The 25,192-nt window shown below is 63.9% G+C and carries 22 protein-coding genes and 1 tRNA gene; 15 read left to right on the top strand and 8 right to left on the bottom strand.

The genetic code is table 11. The features are described 5' to 3' along the window. Positions 1-31: 31 nt before the first annotated feature. The 11 genes from AC1Q64_RS21140 to AC1Q64_RS21090 all read left to right on the top strand — a co-directional run bounded on the left by AC1Q64_RS21140 (position 32) and on the right by AC1Q64_RS21090 (position 11,954). Positions 32-520 (top strand): hypothetical protein, encoded by a 489-nt coding sequence (locus AC1Q64_RS21140; protein ID WP_492252696.1) that lies wholly within the window; start codon positions 32-34, stop codon positions 518-520. Between the two features lie 91 nt (positions 521-611). After that, a complete protein-coding gene (locus tag AC1Q64_RS21135) occupies positions 612-6,488 on the top strand; it encodes a tape measure protein (RefSeq protein ID WP_492252695.1) in 5,877 nt (1,958 codons plus the stop codon). Continuing rightward, positions 6,485-7,438, top strand: coding sequence for a hypothetical protein (locus AC1Q64_RS21130; RefSeq protein WP_492252694.1), 954 nt, complete (start codon positions 6,485-6,487; stop codon positions 7,436-7,438). Before AC1Q64_RS21135 ends, AC1Q64_RS21130 begins: the two co-directional genes overlap by 4 nt. Then, complete coding sequence (locus tag AC1Q64_RS21125; RefSeq protein ID WP_492252693.1) at positions 7,435-8,103, top strand: hypothetical protein; 669 nt, start codon at positions 7,435-7,437, stop codon at positions 8,101-8,103. Before AC1Q64_RS21130 ends, AC1Q64_RS21125 begins: the two co-directional genes overlap by 4 nt. Next, positions 8,100-9,239, top strand: coding sequence for a hypothetical protein (locus AC1Q64_RS21120; protein WP_492252692.1), 1,140 nt, complete (start codon positions 8,100-8,102; stop codon positions 9,237-9,239). Before AC1Q64_RS21125 ends, AC1Q64_RS21120 begins: the two co-directional genes overlap by 4 nt. A gap of 2 nt (positions 9,240-9,241) precedes the next feature. Continuing rightward, positions 9,242-9,730, top strand: coding sequence for a hypothetical protein (locus AC1Q64_RS21115; protein WP_492252691.1), 489 nt, complete (start codon positions 9,242-9,244; stop codon positions 9,728-9,730). Between the two features lie 2 nt (positions 9,731-9,732). Continuing rightward, entirely contained in the window at positions 9,733-10,350 is a 618-nt protein-coding gene (locus AC1Q64_RS21110) for a hypothetical protein (protein ID WP_492252690.1), read from the top strand. A 35-nt stretch (positions 10,351-10,385) separates the two neighbouring features. After that, positions 10,386-10,772 carry a hypothetical protein gene (locus tag AC1Q64_RS21105; protein WP_492252689.1) on the top strand — a complete coding sequence of 129 codons (387 nt, stop codon included), beginning with the start codon at positions 10,386-10,388 and terminating at the stop codon, positions 10,770-10,772. Beyond that, positions 10,769-11,053, top strand: coding sequence for a hypothetical protein (locus tag AC1Q64_RS21100; protein WP_492252688.1), 285 nt, complete (start codon positions 10,769-10,771; stop codon positions 11,051-11,053). The genes AC1Q64_RS21105 and AC1Q64_RS21100 overlap by 4 nt, the downstream gene beginning before the upstream one ends. Then, a complete protein-coding gene (locus AC1Q64_RS21095) occupies positions 11,047-11,595 on the top strand; it encodes a glycoside hydrolase family 19 protein (RefSeq protein WP_492252687.1) in 549 nt (182 codons plus the stop codon). The genes AC1Q64_RS21100 and AC1Q64_RS21095 overlap by 7 nt, the downstream gene beginning before the upstream one ends. Then, complete coding sequence (locus tag AC1Q64_RS21090; RefSeq protein WP_492252686.1) at positions 11,592-11,954, top strand: hypothetical protein; 363 nt, start codon at positions 11,592-11,594, stop codon at positions 11,952-11,954. Before AC1Q64_RS21095 ends, AC1Q64_RS21090 begins: the two co-directional genes overlap by 4 nt. A 227-nt stretch (positions 11,955-12,181) precedes the next feature. Here AC1Q64_RS21090 and AC1Q64_RS21085 read toward each other — a convergent pair. Continuing rightward, positions 12,182-12,266, bottom strand: a tRNA-Leu gene (locus tag AC1Q64_RS21085). A 39-nt stretch (positions 12,267-12,305) separates the two neighbouring features. Between AC1Q64_RS21085 and cysM the strand changes: the two genes are divergently transcribed. The 3 genes from cysM to AC1Q64_RS21070 all read left to right on the top strand — a co-directional run bounded on the left by cysM (position 12,306) and on the right by AC1Q64_RS21070 (position 14,149). Beyond that, positions 12,306-13,208, top strand: coding sequence for a cysteine synthase CysM (cysM, locus tag AC1Q64_RS21080; protein ID WP_291436889.1), 903 nt, complete (start codon positions 12,306-12,308; stop codon positions 13,206-13,208). Between the two features lie 123 nt (positions 13,209-13,331). Next, positions 13,332-13,916: an NUDIX hydrolase gene (locus AC1Q64_RS21075; RefSeq protein WP_492252685.1), complete on the top strand. Its 585-nt coding sequence runs from the start codon at positions 13,332-13,334 to the stop codon at positions 13,914-13,916. 5 nt (positions 13,917-13,921) lie between these two features. After that, on the top strand, positions 13,922-14,149 hold the full coding sequence (locus AC1Q64_RS21070; RefSeq protein ID WP_056067086.1) for a sulfurtransferase TusA family protein: 228 nt from the start codon (positions 13,922-13,924) through the stop codon (positions 14,147-14,149). An 84-nt stretch (positions 14,150-14,233) separates the two neighbouring features. Here AC1Q64_RS21070 and galU read toward each other — a convergent pair whose 3' ends face one another. Both galU and AC1Q64_RS21060 read right to left on the bottom strand, forming a co-directional pair. Continuing rightward, entirely contained in the window at positions 14,234-15,121 is an 888-nt protein-coding gene (gene galU, locus AC1Q64_RS21065) for a UTP--glucose-1-phosphate uridylyltransferase GalU (protein WP_492252684.1), read from the bottom strand. Positions 15,122-15,254: 133 nt separating this feature from the next. Beyond that, positions 15,255-18,152 (bottom strand): valine--tRNA ligase, encoded by a 2,898-nt coding sequence (locus AC1Q64_RS21060; protein ID WP_492252683.1) that lies wholly within the window; start codon positions 18,150-18,152, stop codon positions 15,255-15,257. A 352-nt stretch (positions 18,153-18,504) separates the two neighbouring features. Here AC1Q64_RS21060 and AC1Q64_RS21055 point away from each other — a divergent pair, with 352 nt between their 5' ends. Continuing rightward, positions 18,505-20,364, top strand: coding sequence for a M48 family metallopeptidase (locus AC1Q64_RS21055; protein WP_492252682.1), 1,860 nt, complete (start codon positions 18,505-18,507; stop codon positions 20,362-20,364). A 246-nt stretch (positions 20,365-20,610) separates the two neighbouring features. Here the strand turns inward: AC1Q64_RS21055 and AC1Q64_RS21050 are convergent, their stop codons facing one another. The 5 genes from AC1Q64_RS21050 to AC1Q64_RS21030 form a co-directional block, all read right to left on the bottom strand. Further along, complete coding sequence (locus AC1Q64_RS21050) at positions 20,611-21,234, bottom strand: VOC family protein (protein WP_116747718.1); 624 nt, start codon at positions 21,232-21,234, stop codon at positions 20,611-20,613. Between the two features lie 206 nt (positions 21,235-21,440). Further along, the gene (locus tag AC1Q64_RS21045; RefSeq protein WP_099730932.1) at positions 21,441-22,016 is read right to left on the bottom strand and encodes a YceI family protein; all 576 of its coding nucleotides are present in this window, start codon (positions 22,014-22,016) and stop codon (positions 21,441-21,443) included. A gap of 117 nt (positions 22,017-22,133) precedes the next feature. Continuing rightward, a complete protein-coding gene (locus AC1Q64_RS21040; protein ID WP_492252681.1) occupies positions 22,134-22,709 on the bottom strand; it encodes a YceI family protein in 576 nt (191 codons plus the stop codon). A gap of 162 nt (positions 22,710-22,871) precedes the next feature. Further along, a complete protein-coding gene (locus AC1Q64_RS21035; protein WP_492252680.1) occupies positions 22,872-23,444 on the bottom strand; it encodes a cytochrome b in 573 nt (190 codons plus the stop codon). Between the two features lie 373 nt (positions 23,445-23,817). Further along, complete coding sequence (locus AC1Q64_RS21030) at positions 23,818-25,095, bottom strand: heme biosynthesis protein HemY (protein WP_492252679.1); 1,278 nt, start codon at positions 25,093-25,095, stop codon at positions 23,818-23,820. Between the last annotated feature and the right edge of the window lie 97 nt (positions 25,096-25,192).

Here is a 25,192-nt window from a genome sequence, read left to right as displayed (position 1 = left end):
GCTACCATGTGGGCTTCTACATGGAGGGGATATGCGCAACCTGATTTTCCTGGGAGTCTTACTTGGCGGCGTTGCCAGCGCGATGGCCCAAACGCCTGCTCAGTTTTCTGAAAACGCAAAGAAAGCTGCGTTGGAGCTGCGCCAGGTGATAGCGGAAACGAAGGAAAGCCCACCTGGCAAGTTCTACAAGGTGACATACAACCTCGATAGTGCCAAGTGGGATGTGAAGAAAACCGACTCGATGCTTCACCCCGTGCAGGCAGTCGTGAGCGCCGAAATCGTCGGGGCCGCATCCAATGCGGCTGCTACGAAAGAGGAAGCCAACATTGCCGAGGTCCAGCCTGCTGGGGCAACCAAAATCGAATTGACTTACGTGCCAACGGCCTCAGGATGGAAATATCTTGAGGGGCGGCTCTATGCAGATGTGATGCGTAAATGGCTTCCTGTCGAGTACGAGAAGTGTCCGGACAAGAAAGCATTTACCTGCACTGTGATTGATGCGTTCAGCGTGAAACGGTAGAGACAGCAGATTTTATGGCCCGCAGATTGCGGGCCTTTTCATTTCAAGGCCTCGCGGCTTATGTCGCGGGGCCTTTTTCTTTGGGCGCTACATGACATCACCAGACGTTGCAGCAATTGGCCTGGCCATGGAGACGGACGGGATTGATCGAGGTATCAATCGCTTGGAAGTCCTGGCCGCAACGGGTCCAAAGGTCGAGCGCGCCATGGGTGGTGTTGAAGGCGCCGCCGCCAAGACCGGCAAGACGCTCGAAAATCTAGGTCAGGGCCGCGCTGCGACCAGCCTCAACAAAGTGGGCGAGGCCGCTGGTGGGGCAGCGCGCGAAATGGGGCGCGTCAACCAGGCGTCCGACCAAGTCTCGCGCGGCCTATCTGGCATGGCCTCCAATGCCGATCTGGCCGCCAAGGCCATTGCGAGCATCGGGATTGCAGCATCTGTGCAGCAGTACCTGCGCGTGGCTGATGCGGTCACTGCACTGAATAACAGTCTCAAGCTCTCCACAGGCAGCGTTCAGTCTGCTTCCGCTGCTTATGAAGACTTGTTCCAGATCGCCCAGCGGTCGCGCGTTGGGTTTCTGCAGTTGGGGGAAACCTACTCCAGCATCTCGCGTGCAACGGGTGAGTTGGGTGTCAGCCAGGCCCGCATGCTCAAGGTCACGGAGAGCATTGCCAACGCAATGACTATTGGCGGCGGCAGTGCGCAGAGCATGAACGCGGCGCTCGTGCAGTTGGGCCAGGGCCTTGCGTCCGGCACCCTGCGCGGCGAAGAACTGAACTCAATCCTTGAACAGGCCCCACGCCTTGCAAAGGCGCTGGCCGATGGATTGGGTGTGCCAATCGGCAAGTTGCGCGAACTTGGCGCCGCTGGAGAAATCACATCGCAGCAGATCGTGAAAGCGCTGGAGTCTCAGTCGGCAGTGTTGGCCAAGGAAGTAGCTGGCGCAACTCTCACACTAGGGCAGGCCTTCACGCAGCTCACCAACTCCGGAAGCAAGGCAGTCGGTGAGTTCGACAAGGCTTCTGGCGCATCTGCAACTCTGGCGCAGGCCATCAGCTCCGTGGCTACGGCAGTTGACTCAATGGGGGCGGCGTTCAAGAACAACGCTGGAACCATTCAAACCGTAATGGGGGCTGTTGCGAGCGTTGCCGCTGTCGCATCGCTCGGGGCCGTGGCCAAGGGAATTGGAACGGTGGGCACTGCAGTCGGCACACTGGGGGCTGTGTTGGCGGCCCATCCAGCCGTGGCTGTGCTCCTGGGGGTAACTGCCGCAGTGGGGGCTGGCGTTGGCGCTGTCAGCGCTTACAAAAAGACCGCTGAAGGCATCAGCGCGACCATTGATGCTCTGGAGCGTGAGAACGCACGGGCTCAAAAGTCGTTGGACTTTACCGCAGGCATGGGCGCTAACTACCAGCGCGGAGACGACGCCACTCGCGTCAAGATCGAAGAGCGAACCAGGGCCATCAAAGATCTCCGGGCAGAACTCGCTCTGATGTCTAGCGCTGGCTTGGACAACCGCGCGGAAGAAGCGCGTCTGGCCGCTGGCACCGAGCAGATGCAGACGCAGAAGCGGGCGGCCGAGGAACTCGCGGGCATTAAACAGAAGCTCAGCGGTGTGGACAAGGACTACCTGCCCACGTTGAACAAACTGTTCAAGCAGTACCAGGACGGCAACATTGAGTTGGGCGAGTACCAGCGTCTTGTTGCCAAGCTGGCCAAGGACAACTACAAGACGGATTCCGGCGCCAGCTCTGCGCTGTCCGACGCACTGGATGCGAAGCTCCAAGCCTACAAGAACAACGACAAGGCCATTCTGGACAGCCGCAAGGCGTTTTACGATGCGCAGGCCTTGCTGGTGAAGCTGGGCGGCAAGTCCGAGCTGGACGCCATCGACGAGAGCCTGGCCAAGGAAGAAGAGGTCTGGGCGAAGCGTAAGGCCAACTTCGAAGCCGAACTGGCCCAGGCTGCCAAAAAGAAGACTTCGCAAGCCGAGGTTGCGCGCATCACCGGCCAGATGCAGGACGCCGAGCGCGACTACGAGCAGAACGTGGCGAAGCTGCGCGCCGAATCAGCGCTTGCTGACGCCAAGGCGCTAGATGCGCTGGAAGCCAAGGTCGCCGGCCAGGAGAAGGCCGCCCGCGCCGCCGTGGAGCAGGTGCGCCTTGCTGGTGTTGAGGGGCAGGCCATCGGCCTCACGGGAGACGCCCTGCGCGCGTTCAACAAGGAGCAGCTGGAAAACAGCATCCCCCTGGCGCTGAAGATGCAAGCCGCGTGGGCAGATCAAGCCGGCGCGCTGGGCGACCTGGGCCGCGCCGCGCGCGATCAGATCCAGGCCATGCGCGACCTTGCCAAAGCGCAGGGTGAGAACCGTGCTGCCCAGATGGTCTACGAATACGCCAAAGGCATCGAGGACAGCAACCGCTTGCTGCAGGCCGAGATCGGCCTCATGGGCATGTCGGAGCAGGCACGCACGACCGCTCTGGAGCAGCTGCGCATTCAGCTCGACATGGAGCAGAAGATTGCATTCGTGAAGGCCAACGTGGCCGATACCGACAAGCAGGCGGCCGACATCGCAAAGCTGCAGGCAAGCGCATCCATCGCCAAGGCCAACGCAGCGAACAAGGCGTTCCTGGACGAATGGAAGACCTCCGTCGGCAAATACGACGACATCTTCCGTCAGGGCTTCGCCGACATGCTGAACAACGGCAAGGATGGATGGAAGAGTTTCACGAAGAGCCTTGCTACCACGTTCAAGACCACGGTTGCCGACCAGCTCTACAAGGCCTTCGCGCAACCATTCGTGGTGAACATCGTCGGTAACCTGCTGGGCCTGGTTGGAGGCGGTGCGGCCCAGGCAGTGGCAGGCGCTGCGTCTGGCGGTTCTGCTCTCGGCACCATCGGTAACGCAGCCAGCGGCCTGTCTGCTCTGACCGGCACATTCGGCATGGGCCTGCGTGCTGGCCTGTCCGGCTTGTTCGGAGAGGCTGGGCTGGCAGGGACGATCAGCGCAGGCACAACCGCTATCGGGGCGGGCAACATCGCTGGCGGCCTTGGCACGCTGGCGGGTCCGCTCGCCTTGGTCGGCGGTGGTTTGCTGGTGCTCAACTCCCTGCTCAAAAGCACCAAGGGCGAAACCCGTACCGGCGGCCAGTTCGGCGTGGCCTTCGACGGCAGCGTGACCAACCAGCGCCGGGGCCAGACCTACACCATCGAGGGCCAGCAGTTCGACCGCGACTTCACGAACGGCCTGCAGACCGCGCTGAAGGACGGCATTGCCTACCGTCTGGAGGGCGACCCCGTGGCGCAGGAATCGGCGATCCGTGAAGCGGTGGCGGGCACGGCCAGCGGTATCAATGGGTTCTTGAAGGCCCTGGGCAGCGCTGCAACCCTCACCGGGTTCTCTGCTGGCCTTGAAACCTCTGGCAAGGGCCGTGGCGGCGTGTTTGCGGGTGGACTGCTGTCCACTGGTCAAGGATTCGGCGAATCCGGCAAGGGCGACAACTACGCAGGCACGCTTTACGAGGCCTTCAGCACCAACAGCCCCGACTTCAAGACCGCTCTCGAGAACTTCACGCTCGACCTGAAACAGGCCACCATTCAGGCGCTGCAAACCGTGTCGGATATCCCCCAGGCGGTGCAAAAGCTGCTCAAGGGCGTGGACGCCGAGGGCCTGACCGAAGACGCAGCCAACAAGCTCCTGGAAACCATCAACGCCCAGATCGTCGGCGTGAACCAGTTCAAGGACGCGCTCAAGGGCATGGGCCTGGACACGCTGGCCACACTGAGCTTTGACGCAGCCGCAGGGCTGGCTGAAGTGTCCGGTGGGTTCGACAAGCTGCTGGGCAACCTGCAGACCTACTACACGAACTTCTTCACAGGCGAAGAGCAGCGCGCCAACCTGCAGCGCTCGCTGGCAGAGCAGTTGTCCACCCTGGGCCTGCAGCTGCCCGACATCAACGCCAGCAACGCGCGCGACCAGTTCAAGGCTCTGGTGTCTGCAGCTGAGAAGGACATGAGCGAGGCGGGCCGCAAGACCTACGCCACCCTGCTGTCGCTGTCCGGTGCCTTCGCGTCCATCACCGATGCCGCGCAGACCACCACGCAGACGCTTGAGCAGCAGCGCCAGGCCTACTACGGCGCCCTGCAAGATGCGGTGTCGGCCCGCAACAAGTCCTTGCAGAACCAGCTCGGTGCCGCGCAGGAGGTAGCCAGCGCGCTGGGAGACATTTTCGACACCCTGCGCAGCAACGTGCGGGAGCTGTACGGAGAGGTGGACGGCACGCGCGGCATGCTCGCCGCACAGGGCAATTCCTTCATCGACCAGGCGCTGGCCACTGCCAAGGCCTCGGGTTACCTGCCCGACCCCGAGAAGCTGGCGGAGGCCATCTCGGCAGCCCGTGGCGGCTTGGACGGTGGCGCCTACACCACCCAGTTCGCGGCCGACCGTGACCGCCTGGTGCTGGCTGGCAAGCTGTCCGGGCTGCAGGAGATTGCGGACAAGCAACTCACCGACGCTCAAAAGACGGTGCGCGCGCTCGAAACACAGATCGAGCAGAACGAGCAGACGCTGGACTACTGGAAGCAGCAGATCGACATCGCCAGCGGCACCTACCAGGGCATCCTGAGTGTGGAGTCCGCTATCCAGCAACTGAGCGGCTTCTTGGGTGGCACTGGCAGCACCCGACCCACCGCCGCCACCGGCAGCCTGGGCGGCGACGTGTCGGGCCCCGCCTATCGCGACCGGGGCACTGTGGCGCGCGCTGAATACGGCGCAGACGTGGCCTTGTCCAGTTTCGACAAGTTCAAGGCCTGGTATCAGGGCCTGGCCACAAACGCCAACGTGGGCGCGCTGCAAAGCGCTGGCTACCAGGTGCCCGACTGGATGCGCGTGGGTGGCATGGCGGGAGACAGCACCGACAAGGAACTGTTCGGGTCTTACCTGTACTTCAAGAACAACCCGCAGTTCGCCAAAGACTTCGAGCAGGTCATGACCACCGGCCGTTCCAGCCTGCCTACGGATGGCAGCACCCTGGTGCGCAGCGACCTCTCGAAGATGCCCGCCGACGTGGCTGCGTATTTTCAGAACGACCGCAACAGCCTGCTCAGCTATGAGAGCTTCGGCCTCGACCCCGTGCTGGCCTACAAGCTCTACAAGGACGGGCCCGAGCAGTTCGGCTTGAACCTCTCGCGCGAAAACTTCACCGAGTGGCTGCGCACCCACAAGTGGACGGATGGCGGTGTCGTCTCGGCCAACAACACGCTGGACACGGCCAAGCCCTACGCAGGCTACAACCTGGCCCGCTACGACAACGGCACCGGCAACATCGTCAACCTGGACGGCTCCATCTACTCGCCAGACGGCAAGTACCTGGGCATGGCCGGGCGCGACCTGATGGCCAGCGTGTATGGCTCGGCCTTCCTGGGAACCTCGGGCGGCAGCTACGGCGACGCCACGCGCTCGGCTCTTTACAACAGCCAGGTGCAGGGCGGGGCCACAGAGGCCGACTACTACGGCGCCATCAAGAGCAATCTTGACTCGGCCATCGCTGGCGGCATGTCTGCCCAAGGCATTGCCGATGCCATCACGCAGACGGGTGCCTCCATGGCCGACGTGGCTGCGGCCTACGGCATCAGCGTGGCCCAGCTCGAAGAAAACCTGCGCGCGGGCGGTGCAACCAACATCCCCAAGTTTGCTGTTGGCACCAACTATGTGCCGCGCGACATGCTGGCCTACATCCATGAGGGTGAAGCCGTAGTGCCAAAGGCCTACAACCCAGCGGCCAATGGCGGCGGGGCTGGAGGAAATGCCGAGCTGGTGGCCGAGGTGCGCGCGCTGCGCGAGGCCGTGGCAGCGCTTGAGGCCGCCGCAAACGAAACCGCTGTCAACACACGGCTGATGCCGCAGATGGGGCGCCAGTTTGACGCGTACAGCAATGGCGGGACGTTCAGCCGCCAGAAGGTCGTCGCATGAACATCCTTCTCCCCAAGACCATTACGACAGCCATGTTCGGCGCCGGGACCAACATCCCGGAGGTGGACTCATCGATCACTCCCGCAGAGGTGCAGTGGGTCTCTGGTGGGTCATTCGCCAAAGGTGCGCGGCGCACCCTGAATGGCTACTGGTATGAGGCAGTCCAGGACATGACCACCAACCCTGCCAATACGATCCAGCCTGGCACAGCCGCAGCGGAGGGGTACTGGTTGAAGGACGAAGGCGCCCCCACCAACCGCATGGCCCCCTTCGACAAGTACCTGTTCACCAAGGCGCGCCGCGCCGGAAATGTCACGTATGAGCTGACGCCAGGGTTCATCAATGGTGTGGCCATCTACGAGATTGAGGCCGACCACCTCAACATCACGGTGAAGGATGGCGCGACCAACCTGATCACGCCCGTGGACATTGAGTTGTGGGAGCAGGCGCCAGGCCTTTGGGAGTACCTGTTCGGCGAACTTGCACGCGGCACTTACTACGCGCTCAAGGACATCCCGATCAACCCGAACGCGAAGGTCACGATCACGATCAGCCGCAACAACCCAGCCGTCGAGGCGGCCGTCGGCTTCATCAGCGTCGGCAACTGGAAGACGCTGCTTGCTCCGCTCACGCAGGCCAGCGGCGTGCAGTACGGCGTCGAGGCCACCACGCGGGATTACTCGTACAGCCAAGAATACAAGGATGGCACGTATATCGATGTTGAGGGCCGCAAGGCTACCGACATCAACCTGTCATGCGTGATTGACGCAGCAGAAGCCCCATCCACAAAGCTGCTGCTTGAACAGATTTTGGGCAAAGCCGTCGCCATCGAGGTGAGCGAGCTTCCCAAGTATTCCCACCTGGCCACGGTGGGCAAAGTCACCGGCTCCGTCCGGTCCGTCAACTGGCCCACCGCTCAGGTGGACCTGCAAATCAAGGGCAATGTATGACCAGTCCTGTCGCGCCAGATACGGCGCCGTCCGTGCCGGAGTTCCCGGCGCTTGGCGATCCTTCATTCAACGCAAAGGCCTACACCTGGGGTAGCTGGGTGCCGACGCTGGTGACATGGATCACTGGCGCGGTGTCGAAGGCGTATCAGAACGCGTTGAGCGCCTTCGAGAGTGCCACGGCATCGGCTGCCAGCGCCGCAGCATCGGAGGCCTCGGCCGTCACCTCACTGGCGGGCTCCAACTTCAAGGGGGACTGGTCCGGGCTGACTGGGACACTGAACAAACCCGCCTCTGCGGCGCATGCAGGCCGCGTCTGGCTGTTGTTGGACAACCTGGCCGATGTGACGGCGGCGGTGCCCGGTGTGTCTGCCAGCTGGCGGGCGTATGACGTAGTGCTGCCGCTGGTGCATGTCACCACGGCCACGTTCACTGCGGTCGCTGGCTACCACTACTCGATTGAGTACGCGGGCCAGTGCACCGGCACCATGCCCGCCTACGTTGAAGGGTCGGTGGTCATGGTGACTGTCGCCAATGACCGATACGACACGGTACTTCTTCGAGCAAATCCGGCCGACTCATTCATGGGCGTCGTTGACGACCTGACGCTCGTACAGCCAACCACTTACAGCCTGCGCGGCATCAAAAATTCTTGGAGGGGCTTATGATTTTTTCCACCCAGTTTGGCGGCGGTGCTGCCCTCGGCACCATCGTCCAAGGCATCGGCTTGGCCGAGCCGCAGTACGTGGCCTGTGACGGCCGCCCACTGGCACGCGCCACCTATCCGCGCCTGTCTACCCTGTTCCCCGTCGGCAGGTTCACGGGCACAGTGCGCACGCTGGCCGTGAGCCCACCGCTGTGCCAGCTTGCTGCCAGCCCCAACTACTTTGTGGCGAGCACGACCAGCGGCGTGTCAACCACGGCCATCCAGTATTCGGCAGACGGTGCTGCCTGGTCGCAAACGTCTGTTGTCACGCCGTCCATGACGGTCAACAGCCTGATCTTTGCAGGCTCACGCTGGGTAGCGTCTGGCGCATCGGGCGGCGCGCTGGCAGTCACTACGGGCGATAGCCCCAACTCCACTTGGGTCGCCACCACGGGCGGCGTGACGGGTGGCGTAAGCCGCTACGGGCTGGCTTACAGCGTAGCTCTTGGACGCGTGATTTCGATCACCACCGGCAGCACTACGGCCCTGCAGGCGCTGGACAACGGATCGACCACGCTGGTGGCAAAGACCGCGCCTACTGCCAAGACGCGCGTTGGCATCTGCCATACGGGCACCAAGTTCATCATCCTCAATACCGACGGCACCATCACCACGTCGTCAGACGCAGCGTCATCAGTCTGGGTGGATGAGCCTCTGCCAGAGGTGGCGGCGAGCACGGGAGGCATCGCAAGCAACGGTGCGGGCGTTGTCGTGATCACTGGTGTCCCTTCTGGCATGCTGGTCAGTACAGACCACGGCGCAACCTTCGTGAGGGTTGCCATCCCCGGCGTGCCCCCGTCCACCACTTGGCTTGTGCAGTATTCGGGCGACCGGTTCTTTGTGCCCACCGCACTGGGCGTGGCCATGTCGCTCGACGGCAAAGCCTGGTTTCTGGAGCCTCAGCTCATCCAGGCGCGGGTGGAGGCATCGGCTTTTGCCAAAAAGGGTGCCACGTTCATGCAGATTCAGGCATCTGCCACGGCGTATTCGTTCACCGAGTCCGCAACCCACTTCAACGCGCCGCTGATCCAGGCCTACGCGCCCGTGGCATCCGGTAACCCCATCCCGCTGGCCCCCAGTTTCATCAAGGCGATGTGATCATGACCACGACCATCCTGCATTACTACGACATCTACGGCTGGTACACGTCCACCGTGATTCCCGACCGCAGCACCGAGGTGGGCCCCAGCAACGTGCCCGCCGAGCGCGTGGTGGGCCAGCCGTGGCCCAACTGGACGGGGGAGGGCTGGGCCATGCTCGACTACATCGAGCCTCCGGCCATTGAGCTGCCCACCCCGCCTGCAGCACCTCGCAAGATCACGCTGGGTGCTCTGCAAAAGCGCCTGGGGCCCATGCGCGTGTTTGCCATCGACACCAGCACGCACCCCGTGTGCGTGGCCCTGCGCAGCTACCTCAGCCGCCTGACGCACATCGATCTGGATGACCCCGATTTGCCGCCCATGCTGGGCATGCTGGTGGCGGCAGAGCAGCCTGCCGCCAACCCGGTGTTTCCCGGGTCTGGGCCGCTGACTGCTGCAGATGCGGCCGAGATCATCGCCGCCCCTGTTCAACCCCAAGAGGTGCCTTAACCATGATCGGACAACTGAGCCTGCAGTCCAACGACCTGGACTTTCGTTACCTGCCCGCCAAGCACCAGAGCGCAGCGCCCAGCTTCGCAGAGCTGCGCGCCGTGGTGGACGTGTCGCGGTACTACTCCAACGGTGGCCACCACGTCGTCTTTGCACTCGACTGCGAAGGCGGGCAGGGGGCCAACAACCCGCACTGCGGGCCCATCTACCGCCACGGCGAGAACCTGTTTGCCACCGCGCGCGGCGTCATCGTGCTGGGCGACGGCACGGTGCTCTATGAGGGCTGGAACGGCACGTTCTCTCCCGATCTGGTGCCCATCATCAACAACGCGCCGGGCGCATTCGACCCCAACGCCCACCAATGTCTCACCGTGCGCGTGCGTTGCCACTACGCGGGCGGTGTGTCGGTGCGCATTCGCAGCGGCATTGGTGGGGCAGTTGTGTTTGATGGCCTGCTGTCCACCGCTCCGTGGCTGTGGCCAGGCCACATGCACGCCTGCATTGCAGCAATCGCCCTGGGCTTCGTGGCCCCGAAGGACACCGGCTGCGTGGAGCAGATCCTGCCGCGCAGCGCACCCGACGCAGTGCTGGGCTTTGCGGCCTTCTCGCGGGTGGTGTGAGGCTTAGAAAACGAAAAGAACAACCGAGGGAGCCCATGCCAGAACCATTGACCACATCCACTTCAGCGGGCATCAGCCTGGCTACTTTGGCCGTAGCGCTGCTCGGACCAATGGCTGGTCCCTATGCACTCATCGTATTTGCCGCGCTGGCCGGTGCGTTGTGGCCGCTCAGCGCTGCCGACACCATGACCCGCACGGCTGGATTCTGGTTGTTGCTGCGGTGCACGCTCACTGCCGTGGCGCTCACGTCGGCCATGTCGCTGGTGCTGCAGAGTCAGTGGCAGATTCCGGCCAATGAGGCGCTGGCGCCTGTGGCTTTTGCCATTGGCGCACTAGGCAACGGATGGCGCCCGGTGTTTGAAGCGGTAGGCGCAGCGCTGCAGGCTGTGCTCACCCGTGTTGGTGGGGGTGCTAAGCCATGAGCCATCTGCTGATCGCGCACGAGGCGGCGTGCCTGCTGCTTTTCATCACCGTTTTTTGCCGAATGCAGAAAACCAACCGACGCACGCGCGCCGCCATCCGCCTTTCGTTCTGGGCCCTGGGCACCGTGGCCGCCCTTGGCATGGCGTGGCCCTTGATGGGCTGGCCGCTGCCATGGTTTGGGGTGCTGCTGGCCCTGGCCATCGTGCAGGTGCAGTGGGTCACATCGCATTACTGGTCGGGCGGTGTGCCCGGGCAGTTCAACAAGGGGAATTCATGCTGACTGCATCCCAACTGCGCGCCGCCACCGGCTGCACCGCCGCCAGGGCCGATGACTGGCTGCCGCACATCACCAAGGCCTGCGAAACCTTCGCCATCAACACGCCCGGCCGGCTGGCTGCCTTCCTGGCCCAGATCGGGCACGAATCTGGCCGCCTGGCTTACGTGCGCGAAATCTGGGGCCCCACGCCCGCCCAGCAGCGGTACGAGGGCAGGGCAGACCTGGGCAACACCCAGCCAGGGGATGGCAAACGCTACATGGGGCGCGGCCTCATCCAGACCACCGGCCGCGCCAACTACTGCGCCACCCGCGACGGCCTGGCCGCCTACGTGCCCAACGTGCCAGACTTCGAGGCCGTGCCCGCACTGCTGGAGCGCCCCGATCTGGCCGCTATGAGCGCCGCCTGGTTCTGGCACAGCAAGGAGCTGAACACCTTGGCCGACTTGGGCGACTTCATCCGCATCACCAAGCGCATCAACGGCGGGACCAACGGGCTGGCCGATCGGCAGGCGCTGTATGAGGCTGCGAAGGCGGTGCTGGTGTGATCGCAGGCCTCTACACCTACGCAGCCACCGCACTTGTGGCCCTTGCTGTTGGCTTCGGCGGCGGGTGGAAGACGCAGGGCTGGCGCTGGGACGCGGCAGAGAAACAGCGCATCGAGCAAGAGGCCAAAGAGCGTCAACGGCAACTGGAACGCGCCCACGAGGCCAGCGCCACTTTCGAGGACAAGAGGACAACCAATGAAACACGATACCGCACTGTCACTGTCACGCTGGAAAAGGTTGTGGAGCGTCCTGTGTATTTGCAGTCTTGCCTTGATGATGACGGCTTGCGCGGCCTCAACGATCAAATCACCCGCGCCGTCGATCCCGGCCAACCTGGCCTCAAGCTGTCCAAACCTTGAGCCCATCCCCGGCACGACAGGCCGGGTTATCGCACCTTGGATTGCTCGTGTGATTCGGCAGTATCAGGACTGCCAGGACAAGGTGCAGGGGCTGCAGCAGGCGTGGCCGAAGTGACAAAGAAAAAAGCCCCGCCACGCGATGTGACAGGGCCTTGATTTTCAGTCTTTGCGGAAACGACTGCGGAAACGATGCGGAAAACGCTATTGTTTCAGTAGCTGCAAAGCCTTGGTGCCCGGGGCCGGAATCGAACCGGCACGCCTTGCGGCGGGGGATTTTGAGTCCCCTGCGTCTACCAATTTCACCACCCGGGCGGAATATGTGAAGCCCTGAATTATGGCACAGTAGGGCGTATGAAATATCCGACGATTGAAGACGCGGTAGGCAACACGCCGCTGGTGGCGCTGCAGCGCATTGGGGCCCAGAGCAACGCGGCGCGGGGCAATGTGGTGCTCGGCAAGCTGGAAGGCAACAACCCGGCGGGGTCCGTCAAGGACCGGCCCGCGCTGTCGATGATCCGCCGCGCCGAAGAGCGTGGCGACATCCGCCCTGGCGACACGCTGATCGAGGCCACGTCGGGCAACACCGGCATCGCTTTGGCGATGGCCGCGGCCATCAAGGGCTACCGCATGGTGCTGGTGATGCCCGAAGATTTGTCCATCGAGCGCGCGCAGACCATGAAGGCCTTTGGGGCCGAACTGGTGCTCACGCCCAAGAGCGGCGGCATGGAACACGCCCGCGACCTGGCCGAGGCCATGCAAAAGCGTGGTGAGGGCAAGGTGCTGGACCAGTTTGGCAACCCCGACAACCCCCGCATTCACTACGAAACCACGGGCCCCGAGATCTGGGAGCAGACCGGCGGGCGCATCACCCACTTTGTGAGCGCCATGGGCACCACGGGCACCATCACGGGCGTGTCGCGGTTCCTCAAGGAGAAGAACCCCGGCATTCAGATCATCGGTGCACAGCCCGAAGAAGGCTCGCGCATCCCGGGCATCCGCAAATGGCCACAGGAGTACCTGCCCAAGATTTATGACGCCAGCACCGTGGATGAGCTGGTGTACGTGAGCCAGGACAGTGCCGAAGACATGTGCCGTCGCCTTGCGCGCGAGGAGGGCATTTTTGCAGGCATCTCGGCCGCCGGAGCCTGCTGGGTGGCACAGCAGATCGCCGCGCGCGACAGCAATGCCACCATCGTCTTCATCGTGTGCGATCGGGGCGACCGGTACTTGTCGACGGGCGTGTTCCCTGCCTGATAGGTGAAGGGGGCGGCGCGAAGGCCTTCACGCTCATCCCGCGCACCCCTGTGTTGATTATTGGTAAAAAATGGCTGCTGGCGCTGGTTAAATAAGCATCGGCAGCTACAAAAAACATAGCATATGCCCTACGAAGTCCGTTTTTGCACCCATTGTGCAACCCCTCTGCAGTCCATCACGCAGGCCGAGGATGGTGGCGACAAGGAGCGGCTGCGCTGTCCCGCCTGTGGCTGGACCCACTGGAACAACCCCACCCCCGTGCTGGCCGCCATCGTGGAGATCGACGGCAAGGTGCTCTTGGCGCGCAACGCGGCTTGGCCGGGCAAGATGTTTGCGCTGATCACCGGCTTCATGGAGGCGGGCGAGTCGCCCCAGGAGGGCATTGCGCGCGAGGTCAAGGAGGAGACCAACCTCGATGTGCAGTCCACAACCCTGGTGGGGGCCTACGAGTTCTTGCGCATGAACCAGGTCATCATTGCCTACCACGTGGTGGCCACCGGGCAGGTGCAACTGTCGCCGGAGCTGGTGGACTACCGGCTGTACGATCTGCCAGACCTCAAATGCTGGCCTGCGGGCACGGGCTACGCGCTGGCCGACTGGCTGCGCTCACGGGGCCACGAGCCCGTGTTTTTCACGGCCGAAGAAAATGCAGAACGCCGCCGTGGGCTGGATGAACAAGCGCCGGCTGCGACGCCGCCAAAGGATTGATGACCATGGACATTCACAAAGAAATCGACACCCGGGGCCTGAACTGCCCCCTGCCCATCCTCAAGGCCAAGAAGGCGCTGTCGGACATGGCCAGCGGCCAGTTGCTCAAGGTGGTAGCCACCGACAACGGATCGCTGCGCGACTTTCAGGCGTTTGCCAAGCAGACTGGCAACGAGCTGGTGGAGCAACAGACCGTGGGCGAGGAGTTCATCCACATCCTGCGCCGCCGTTGAACGTGAAAATAGCTGCCAGCGCTTATTCAATAAGCGCTGGCAGCTATCGATTTTGCAGTTCCAGACGGGCTTTGACGGCTGCAGCTACAGCGTCAGGTTCTTCAAATATTCCCGGAACTGTGCGCCCACCTGCGGGTGTTGCAAGGCCAGTTCCACCGTGGCTTCCAAGAAACCTTCCTTGCTGCCGCAGTCGTAGCGCTTGCCTTCGTACTGAAAGGCGTACACGGCCTCGTTGTGCATCAGACGGGCGATGCCGTCGGTGAGCTGGATTTCGCCGCCCACGCCTCGCGGCTGGTTGCGGATCTCGTCAAACACGCCGGGCGTCAGGATGTAGCGGCCCGCCACACCCATGCGCGAGGGGGCGTCGGCCGCCTTGGGCTTTTCCACAATGCGCTGGATGCGGATCAGCGGGCCACCAGCGGGCTCGCCCGCCACGATGCCGTATTTGTGCACCTGGTCCTCGGGTACCTCTTGCACGGCGATCACCGAGCGGCCCTGCTGGCGGAACGCGGTGGCCATCTGGGCCAGCACGGGCTGACCGCCCTGGGGGCCCACCATCAGGTCATCGGCCAGCAACACGGCAAAGGGCTCCTTGCCCACCAGGGGCTCGGCGCACAACACGGCATGGCCCAGGCCCAGTGAGCGGGGCTGGCGTACAAAGGCGCAGTCCATGTCGCTCGGCTGAATGGAGCGCACCAGCTCCAACAGTTCCTTCTTGCCTGCAGCTTCGAGTTCGGCCTCCAGTTCGTAGGCAGTATCAAAGTGGTCTTCAATCGCGCGCTTGCTGCGGCCGGTCACAAAAATCATGTGGCGGATGCCTGCGGCGTAGGCCTCCTCCACGGCGTACTGGATCAGCGGCTTGTCCACCACGGGCAGCATCTCCTTGGGGCTGGCTTTGGTGGCGGGCAGAAAACGCGTGCCCAGTCCGGCAACGGGGAAAACGGCTTTGCGAACGGTCGTGGCAACAGTCATGGGGCTCCTCTGGACGGATGGGTGACGGTGTGCCCGGGCTGCACTGCAGCCCGCAACCCACACCGGCAGAACATGAAAACGAGGCGGGCAGCCCCTACGGGGCGTGCTGCCATGGCGCAGTATGGCCCGGGTTTTAGCCCAGCCGTGTCAGCTGATCGCGCAATCTGCCCAGCGTGGCGCCGAAGTCGGCAATGCGCTTTTTCTCCTGCTCGATCACCGCCACAGGGGCCTTGGCCACAAAGGCTTCGTTGGACAGCTTGTTGTTGGCCTTGGTGATCTCGCCGTCGATGCGGGCGATTTCCTTGGACAAACGCGCTTTCTCGGCCGCCACGTCAATTTCCATATACAGGCACATGCGGGCTTCGCCCACCACGGCCACGGGCGCTGCCTGCGCGGCGGCGGCCCAGGCGGACTCGTCGTCAAACACCTTGACCTCGCTGAGCTTGGCCAGGGCCTGCAGCACCGGGCCCACGCCACGCATGAACTCGGTGTCGCCCACCACATACAGGGGCAGGCGGGTGGAGGGGGACACGTTCATCTCGCCCCGCAGCGCGCGGCATGCGTCCACCAGGCCCTTCACGCGGCCCATGTGGGCAATCGCGGCCTCGTCGATCTTCTCGGGCTGGGCCTGGGGGTAGCGCGCAATGCTGACCGACTCGCCCGGGATGCCGGCCACAGGTGCCACCACCTGCCACAGGGCTTCGGTGATGAACGGGATGATGGGGTGGGCCAGGCGCAGGATGGCTTCGAGCGTGCGGATCAGCGTGCGTCGCGTGGCGCGTTGCTGGGCTTCGGTCCCGTTCTGGATCTGCACCTTGGCGATCTCCAGGTACCAGTCGCAGTACTCGTTCCAGACAAAGTCATAGATCGTGTTGGCCACGTTGTCCAGGCGGTATTCCTCAAAGCCCTTGGCGACTTCGGCCTCGGTCTTCTGCAGCAGCGAGCTGATCCAGCGGTCGGCCTGGCTGAACTGCATGTAGCCGTGGGCCGGGCCGCCGGGTTGGCACTCTTCCTTGGTGTGCTCCTTCAAGCCACAGTCCTGGCCTTCGCAGTTCATCAGCACAAAGCGGCTGGCGTTCCAGAGCTTGTTGCAGAAGTTGCGGTAGCCCTCGCAGCGCTTGCTGTCGAAGTTGATGCTGCGACCCAGCGATGCCAGCGCGGCAAAGGTAAAGCGCAGCGCGTCAGCGCCATAGGCTGGAATGCCCTCGGGGAATTCCTTTTGCGTGTTCTTGCGCACGGTGGGCGCGGTCTCGGGCTTGCGCAGGCCGGTGGTGCGCTTGTCCAGCAGCGGCTCCAGCGCAATGCCGTCGATCAGGTCCACCGGGTCGAGCACGTTGCCTTCGGACTTGGACATCTTCTTGCCCTGCGCGTCGCGCACCAGGCCGTGGATGTACACGTGCTTGAACGGCACGCGGCCCGTGAAGTGCGTGGTCATCATGATCATCCGGGCGACCCAGAAGAAGATGATGTCGTAGCCCGTGACCAGCACGGTGCTGGGCAGGTACAGGTTGAAGTCGTCGGTGGCGCTGTCGCCCTGGTTGGGCCAGCCCATGGTGCTGAAGGGCACGAGGGCGGACGAGTACCAGGTGTCCAGCACGTCCTCGTCACGGCGCAGCTTTTTGCCGGGCGCCTTGGCCTGGGCCTCGGCTTCGTCGCGGGCCACGATCACGTTGCCCTCTTCGTCGTACCAGGCCGGAATCTGGTGGCCCCACCACAGCTGGCGGCTGATGCACCAGTCCTGGATGTTGTTCATCCACTGGTTGTAGGTGTTCACCCAGTTCTCGGGCACAAAGGTCACCTCGCCGGTGGCCACCGCGTCGATGGCCTTTTGCGCAATGCTCTTGCTCGTGGGGTCCTGGTCGCTGACCTTGCTCATGGCCACGAACCACTGGTCGGTCAGCATGGGCTCAATCACCTGGCCGGTGCGGGTGCAGATCGGCACCATGAGCTTGTGCTTCTTCACCTCGACCAGCGCGCCGATGGCTTCGAGGTCGGCCACCACAGCCTTGCGGGCCACGAAGCGGTCCATGCCCTGGTACTTGGCGGGGGCGTTCTCGTTGATGGTGGACTGCAGCGTCAGCACCACGATCATGGGCAGCTTGTGGCGCTGGCCCACGGCGTAGTCGTTCTGGTCGTGCGCGGGGGTCACCTTGACCACGCCCGTGCCGAATTCCTTGTCCACGTACTCGTCGGCGATCACCGGGATCTGGCGGTCGCACAGCGGCAGGTTGACCATCTTTCCGATCAGGTGCGTGTAGCGGGCATCCTCGGGGTGCACCATCAGCGCCACGTCGCCCAGCATGGTTTCAGGCCGGGTGGTGGCCACCGTCAGGCTGCCCGATCCATCGGCCAGCGGGTAGGCGATGTGCCACAGCGAGCCGTCTTTTTCTTCGCTCTCGACTTCCAGGTCGGACACGGCGGACTGCAGCTTCGGGTCCCAGTTCACCAGGCGCTTGCCGCGGTAGATCAGGCCCTGCTCGTAGAGCTTCACGAAGGTGTCGGTGACCACCTTGGAGAGCTTGTCGTCCATGGTGAAGTATTCACGGCTCCAGTCCACGCTGTCGCCCATGCGGCGCATCTGCGTGGTGATGGTGTTGCCGGACTTTTCCTTCCACTCCCACACCTTGCTCACGAAGTTCTTGCGCGCCTCGGGCGGGGTGGGGCCCATGTCGTAGCGGCTGATGCCTTGCTCCTGCAGCTGGCGCTCCACCACGATCTGCGTGGCGATGCCCGCGTGGTCGGTGCCCGGCACCCACACCGTGTTGAAGCCACGCATGCGGTGGTAGCGCGTGAGGCTGTCCATGATCGTCTGGTTGAACGCATGGCCCATGTGCAGCGTGCCCGTCACGTTGGGGGGCGGCAGCTGGATGGAAAACGCCGGCTCGCCTGCCTGGGGCTGGCCCGTGCCACGGTGGCCTGCGGTGCCATAGCCGCGCTTTTCCCATTCGGGGCCCCAATGGGCTTCCAGCGCGGCAGGTTCAAACGACTTGGACAGGCTTTCGAGGCCGGGTTGTGGTTGGGGCGTGCTCATGGGGTGTCGCAGTGGGGGCAGTGGGGCGGAGCGGCCGCAGGGGGCGCTCCGACGAACAAGAGGGTGAACTACACATTTTAAGGGACCGCCACCCCGGCGCTGGCCCCGCGGGGGCTTGGGCGGTTTGGCAATTGCGCGCCGTCTGTCGGCCGATTCTTTCCAATGGTTACCTTGAGCCTGGGTGCGCGGGTGAATGCGTCCTGATAATCCCGCCCGACAGAGCGAGGAGGGCGCGGCAACGCGGACCAAGTTCTACGGATCACGAATTACAACAAGGACTGGTGCGGTGGCTTGCGGGGGGCGTTCAGCCTTCCGGTGCCACGGTGCCGGGCCGTCACAACCATCCGAACCTATGACGTTTCAATCTGCCTGGCGCCTGGGCCTGGTCAAGGTCTTTGTCTATGCGCTGCTTGCGCTGTTTCTGGTGCCTGCGGTGACCTACGTGTTCACCCGCCATGTCCAGACCGACCAGGACACCCGTTTTGTGGCAGGCATCAGCCAGCGCATCGATGCCGAAAAGGGCCTGCCCGCCGACGAGAAACAGGCGCGCAAGGACTACTACCGCAGCAACCCGCCGTCCACCATCTGCAGCAATGCAGACCCTGAGGCCCGCGAATACCGCGAGGCGCTGTGCGACACCTTCTCCGATGTCTGGCAGTTCCACATGGCGCGCAAGCTGTCGCTGTGGACGCTGGTGGCCAGTGCGGCGCTGCTGCTGGCGGTGCTGGGGCTGGGGGCGCTGGCGTTTGCCGACCGTACGCTGCAGTACGCGAGCTTTGTGGCGGGCTGGCGCCTGACCTCCTGGGCCAGCGCCACGGCGCTGGTGGTGCAAGGGGCGATGGCCGTGTGGCTGTCGTTCTGGGTCACGGCGTTTTTCTTCCATCAGTACTCGCCCAAGCTGGTGCTGTTTGTGGGGTTTGCCGTGGCGGCGGGGGTGCTGGTGGCGGTGGCGGGCATCTTCAAGCGGGTGCAGTCCAGCAACCAGGTGGTGGGCGAGCTGGTGGCCGAGGCCGATGCGCCGCTGCTGTGGCAGCGCATCCGCCACCTGGCGCAGCGCCTGAAGACAGAGCCGCCCCGGCACATCGTGGCGGGCATTGATGCCAACTTCTTCGTGACGGAGGCCCCGATCACCGTGGGCCAACAGACCCTCACGGGCCGCACGCTGTTTGTGAGCCTGCCGCTGCTGCGCATCCTGGACCAGACCGAGGCCGACGCCGTGCTGGGCCATGAACTGGCCCACCTGCGCGGGGGCGATACGCGGCGCAGCGCGCAGCTGGGGCCCAAGCTGGTGCAGTTTGACCACTACCGCCATGCCGTCCGCACGGGCGGGCTGTCGGCCATGGCGTCGCCGCTGCTGGACCTGTACCGCACCATCTTCGAGATCGCCCTGGCCAGTGACAGCCGGGAGCGCGAGTTCAAGGCCGACCGCCTGGCTGCCAAACTGGTGAGCCCTGCAGCGATTGCGCAGTCGCTGGTCAAGATCGCGGCCTACGCCCAGTACCGCTACCGCATCGAGGATGAACTGTTTGGCCGCAACGAGCGGCACGACAACAGCACGCTGGGCATTGCCAGTTTTGTGGCCCAGGGCCTGGCGCCCTACGCGGCATCGCCCGACTTTGTGGATGCGATGAAGACGGCCAATGTGCCGCACCCCTTCGACTCACACCCCGCCATGCCCGAGCGCCTGCGCAACGTGGGCATGGCCCTGAAAGAGCGCGACTACGGCGCGATTGCCCTGCGGGTGCCCGCCACCACCTGGGTGCAGGAGATATTGACCGCCGAGGCGATCGAGCAGCGGCTGTGGAGCGCCTACGAGCAGCAGTTTGCGCAAGACCACGAGCGCAGCCTGGCCTACCGCTATGAGCCCGCCAACGACGAGGAACGGGCCCTGGTGCTGCAGTACTTCCCGCCCGTGGTGTTTGCCCTCAAGGGCAATGCGACGGTGGAGGTGAGCATTGACGGTATCCGCACCTCGGCCGATGAGACCACGGTGTTCTGGGACGCTATCAAGGCGCTGCAATTCAAGGAAAGCAGCTTCGGCAACGCGCTGATCGTGACCCACCCCGAAAAGAACGCCCTGGGCCTGGGCGCCAAGACCAGCAAGATCAAGCTGCCCGGTCTCAAGAAGGACAAGGACCAGTTCAACGCCGTGGTCAGCCACTACTGGCAGCGCCACCAGATCATGCGTGCGCAGCAACAGGCAGCGGGATGATTGCTATATTTTGTATAGCTGCTGAGGCAATAGAATGTAGCGCTTCAGCGCTGTAGGGGCAAAAAATCCCATGCAAGGCGGTGGGATGGCGGTTGGACGGGGCCGCGCACCACCTCAACGGCAGCCAGCCCCGTGGACCGTGGGGTGCCGCACCACCACAGGCTTGGCATGCACCCCCAGGCCCGCCCATAGGCCCCCAAGAGATCCCTGGCCCGTGGGGTGGTGCGTGGGGGTGGGCAGGTCGGCTTACTTGCGCACAAATTCCGGCCGGTCGTTTTGCTGGGGCTTGAGCGGCGCATCCACCTTGCCTTCGGCGCGTTCCTTGCGCCATTGCTCCTTGCGCGCCGTCCACTCGCGCAGGCGGGCATGGGCCACAGTGCTGTCTTTTTCCATTTGCTCGTCGTTGGCCAGCTGGGCCGACAGCTCCAGGCGAATGCCGTTGGGATCGAAGAAATAGATGCTCTTGAAGATGTGGTGGTCCGTCACACCCAGCACTTCCACGCCATGCGCCTCCAGGCGCTGCTTGGTGTTCTCCAGCTCCTGCACGGTGTTCACGCGGAACGCGATGTGGTTGACCCACAGGGGGGTGTTGGGCGAGGGCTCGGCCTTCACGTCGTCGCCCAGGTCGAAAAAGGCGATGAACGAGCCGTCCTGCAGGCGAAAGAAGAAGTGGGTGTAGGGGCAGTACTCGCCGGTGCTGGGCACATAGTCGCTCTGGATGATGTGGTACAGCGGCAAGCCAAGGATGTCTTCGTAGAACTGGCGCGTTTCCTCGGCGTCGCGGGCCTTGTAGGCGTAGTGGTGCAACTGCTGGATGGCGGCGGGTGCCGGCAGGCTGGCCAGGGCGGTCGGGTTCAGAACGGCGTTCATGCAGAGTCTCCTCAAATCGGTGAACGCAATTCTACTATTCGTAATTGATTTACGTTAAGTTAATTTTTAACTCAAGTCTTTCTGGAGTCCGGCAGCCTCGCCGACCGTCCATTGCTAGAGAAGGACCAAAAAAAGCCACCCAGGCTTGGTTGCCGTGGGTGGCTGGCGCAGAGGCCTCACGGCCCCGGCTTGTGTGGCAGCTGTAATTACTGCTTCACGGCTTCAATCTGCACCACCAGGCGCACGTTCTTGGGGAAGCCCCATTCCACGCCGTAGTTCATGCCCCACTGGGTGCGGTCGATGGTGGCTTCAAAGTCGCCGCCGCACACTTCGCGCTTGAGCATGGGGCTGTCGTAGCAGTTGAACTGGTTGGCCTTGAGGGTCAGGGGGGCTGTCTTGCCCAGCAGCGTGAGCTGACCTTCGACGCTGGCCACCTTGTCGCCGTTGAAGACGAACTTGCTGGAGACAAACTTCATCGTGGGGTGCTTGGCAGCGTCGAACAGGTCGGCGCTTTGCAGGTGCTTGTCAAACGCGGGGGTGCCCGTGTTCACCGAGGTCACATCGAACGTGATTTCGGCCTTGCCCGACTTGCCGGCCTTGTCGAGCTGGACGGTGCCTTCCTTCTTGTCGAAGCGGCCGCGGTTCACGGCGGCGCCAAAGTGGCTGATCTCGAACGATGCAAAAGTGTGAGTCGGGTCGATGGCGTAGTTGGCCGATTGGGCTTGGGCAGCACCGGCGAACAGAGTGGCGGCGGCAGCCAGGGCGAAGAGGGACTTGCGCATGGAAACTCCTGATAGATCAAAAAGGAAAGGACAAGGGGAAAGGGGAGGGCACCACCAACGGGGACCGTGCCTGGGTAGCAGGCGTAGACCGGTGGGGCCCGGGCAGAGGGGCTGCGCTCAGAGCTTGCCGACGCCGGTCAGCGCGAGCTTGAACTTGACCTGCACGTCGTCGGCCACCATGGAGGTGTCGGCCCACTCGTTTTCGCCGATCTTGAACGCCAGCCGCTTGATGGGCAGCGCACCTGTGGCCGTGGTGGTGGGGCCGTTATGGGTCAGCGTCACGGGCACCATCACGTTCTGGCTGTTGCCCTTGATGGTGAGCGCACCCGCCACTTCAAACTTGCCGCCGCCCAGCGCCTTGATGCTGGACGACACGAACTGGGCCTGCGGGAACTTGGGCACGTTGAACCACGCGGGCTTGGGCAGCTCCGCATCGGTCTCGCGCGAACCCAGCGTGGCGCTGCCGGTGTCCACCGTGAAGGCGATCTTGCTTGTGGCCAGCTTGGCTGGGTCAAAAGCCACTTGGGCACTGAACTTCTTGAAGTGACCTTCCAGCGGCACGCCCATCTGGCGGGCGGTGAACTGCACCTCGCTCTGCGCGGGCACCAGCTGCTGCTGGGCCAGGGCGACCTGCGCGCCAGCTGCGAGGGCGGCGCCGATCACGATGCGGGACAAGGTAGAAGACAAATTCATGCAGAAACTCCGTTCAAAACACAGAAAGTAGAAGCTGTGGGCATGGTGCCGATGGACGCGCAACGCTTGGGCCCGGCGCAAACCCAACCAGGGGTTGCCCTGACAGGCCATCCCGCAGCGAGGGGGGCGACCCGAGGCACCGCAGGCGACCTGACGGCTGTTTCATTTCCCGGGCAGCATGCGGTTCAGCAGGCCGTCACGGTCCACCAACTGGTGCTTGAGCGCTGCAGCGATGTGCAGCACCGCCAGCGCGGCCAGTGCAAAAGCGGTGTACTGGTGCCAGGGTTTGATGGCTTCGGCCAGGTCCTTGCTCGCGGGCACAAAGTCGGGCAGCTGCCACAGGCCGAGAAACACGATGGGGAACCCTGCCGCCGAGCTGTAGGCCCAGCCAATCAGTGGTACGGCAAAGAAGAGCACATACAGCAGGTGGTGGGTGCCGTGGTGCGCCAGCTTCTGCCAGCCGGGCATGGATTTCTCGACCGCGTTGGGGAGTGCTGGCGGGCGGTGCGTGACGCGCCACAGCAGGCGCAGCGCCGAGAGCACTAGGATGGTCACGCCAGCCCATTTGTGCCAGTTGTAGAGCTTTAGGCGTTGGGGCGAAAAGGGCAGGTCGGCCATGTAGATGCCGACGCCAAACAGAGCGATCAGTGCCAGGCCCAGCACCCAGTGCAACAGCATGGCAGTGCGCGTGTACCGGCGCGGGGTGTCGAGGGTCGTAGTGGCAGTGGCTGTCATCAGCGAATCAGAGGGTCGGTGCAAAAAATGAGGGTGCGCAAAGGCTGCAGGGGCCGCCAGACTTGGCGGCACAACACGCTGAGCGATTGGGCAGTGTAGGAAGCGCTGGCCGTGATCTGCTTCAGGCAGATTGATGCCTCAATTCAAATTAATTGAATCGATAGGCCTTGAGCGCTCAAAGTTCCCCAATGCTGTGCTATTTCTGCGGCGCAGCTATTTGTTGGCACCAGCATTGCCATGGCGTGGCACCCGCATGAAACATGCAGGTGTACATGCGCCCATCCGTTGGCGCATAGGGGAGATGGCCGCAGAAGTTGCAGCGATGGCTGGCTGCACCGGTCGGGAGCGCCACAGCGCCCCCGCGATGCCCGGTCTATCGGGCCAGCGCGGCCTGCTTCCAGGCGCTGGCGGCGGCGCTGTCGTCGCCGCGCTGCTCGGCCAGTTCGGCCAGGTGGCGCCAGGCGCTGGCGCGCAGCTGGGCGTCGGAGAGCTGCTGGGCCGCCTGGGTCAGCAGTTGCTGGGCTTTGCCCCACAGCTGGCGCTTGAGGCAGGCCATGCCCGCCAGGTACTGCAGGCGGGCGTCGCGCGGGTTGGCTTGCTGGGCGGACTCGATGCGGGCCAGCCAGGGCCCGTCGAGCGCATCCAGCCCCGCCTCCAGCGCACGCACCAGCTTGAGGGCGTGTTGCTCGGCCAAGGCATCGGGCAGCTCCACCATGCGGTCCCACACGGGCAGCAACCAGGCACGCACCTGCGTCGCATCGCCGCCCAGTGCGGCCAGCCGCTGGGCAGCATGGATGGCCAGTTCGGGCATGTTGCGCTCGCTGGTCTCCAGCGACAGCCAGATCTGCTGCAGCTGGGCGGTGTCGTGTGCGCTGTTGATGAGTTCGGTGGCCAGGCCGCGCACGATGCTTTGCGCCGCGTTGGGCGAGAAGGCGCGGTGCTTGCCCAGCAGGCGTGCGGTGTCCAGCGCTTCTTGTGTCTGGCGCGCCAGCCGGGTGGCCTTGAGCTTGATGCGAAGCGCCAGAGTGCGCCGCGCGGCCCCCTGGGGCAGGGCTGCCAGGCGGTCGAGCGCCGCGTTGGCATCGCGGTCGTCCAGCGACCAGCGGGCGGCGCGCATCTGGGCGCCTTCGTGCATTTCCTGCTCGTTGATGGAGCCGCGCATGGGGGCTTCCTGCAGCGCGTCCTGAAGGTGGTTTTCGCGGGTGGCGCGGTCTTGCAATGCGTGCGAGGCCTCGGCGGCAATCATGTGGGCCAGTGCGCGCAGCTGCTTGCCGTGGGGCACCGCCTCGCCGTTGGCTTCCAGCGCGTGTTCTTGCGACAGCGCGGCCGCTGCGGCTTTGCGCGAGCGGATGAACCGGCCGCCCAGCATGTGGGTCAACGCGTCGAGCAGTGCGCCGTGCATGGCACGCTCTTTTTGCTGCACGCGCCAGCGGCGTGCCTGGTGCGGCAGCGCCAGCAGCGCTGCCAGGGCCCGCAGCGCCGCGTACACGGTGACAAAGCCGCCCACCAGCAGCAACACCACCATGTTGAGCGACAGGTCGATGCGGTAGGGTGGCCAGTACAGGGTGACGGTGCCCTGGTTGTTGCCCGCAAACAGCGCGGCAGCCACGGCCACGCCAAACAACGCCAAAAGCCAGAGTGCAGCACGCATATTAGTTGTCGTCCATAGCTTCGCGTGCGCCCGCGACCACCGAAACTGGCATGGCACAAGCCAGGGACGCCGAGCAAGGGCCGCACCGCAGCGAGGG

This window comes from Acidovorax sp. GW835-FHT14G06 (genome assembly GCF_058793595.1).
Note: the sequence above shows the minus strand (reverse complement) of the source record. Positions and strands in the feature narration are given on the sequence as shown.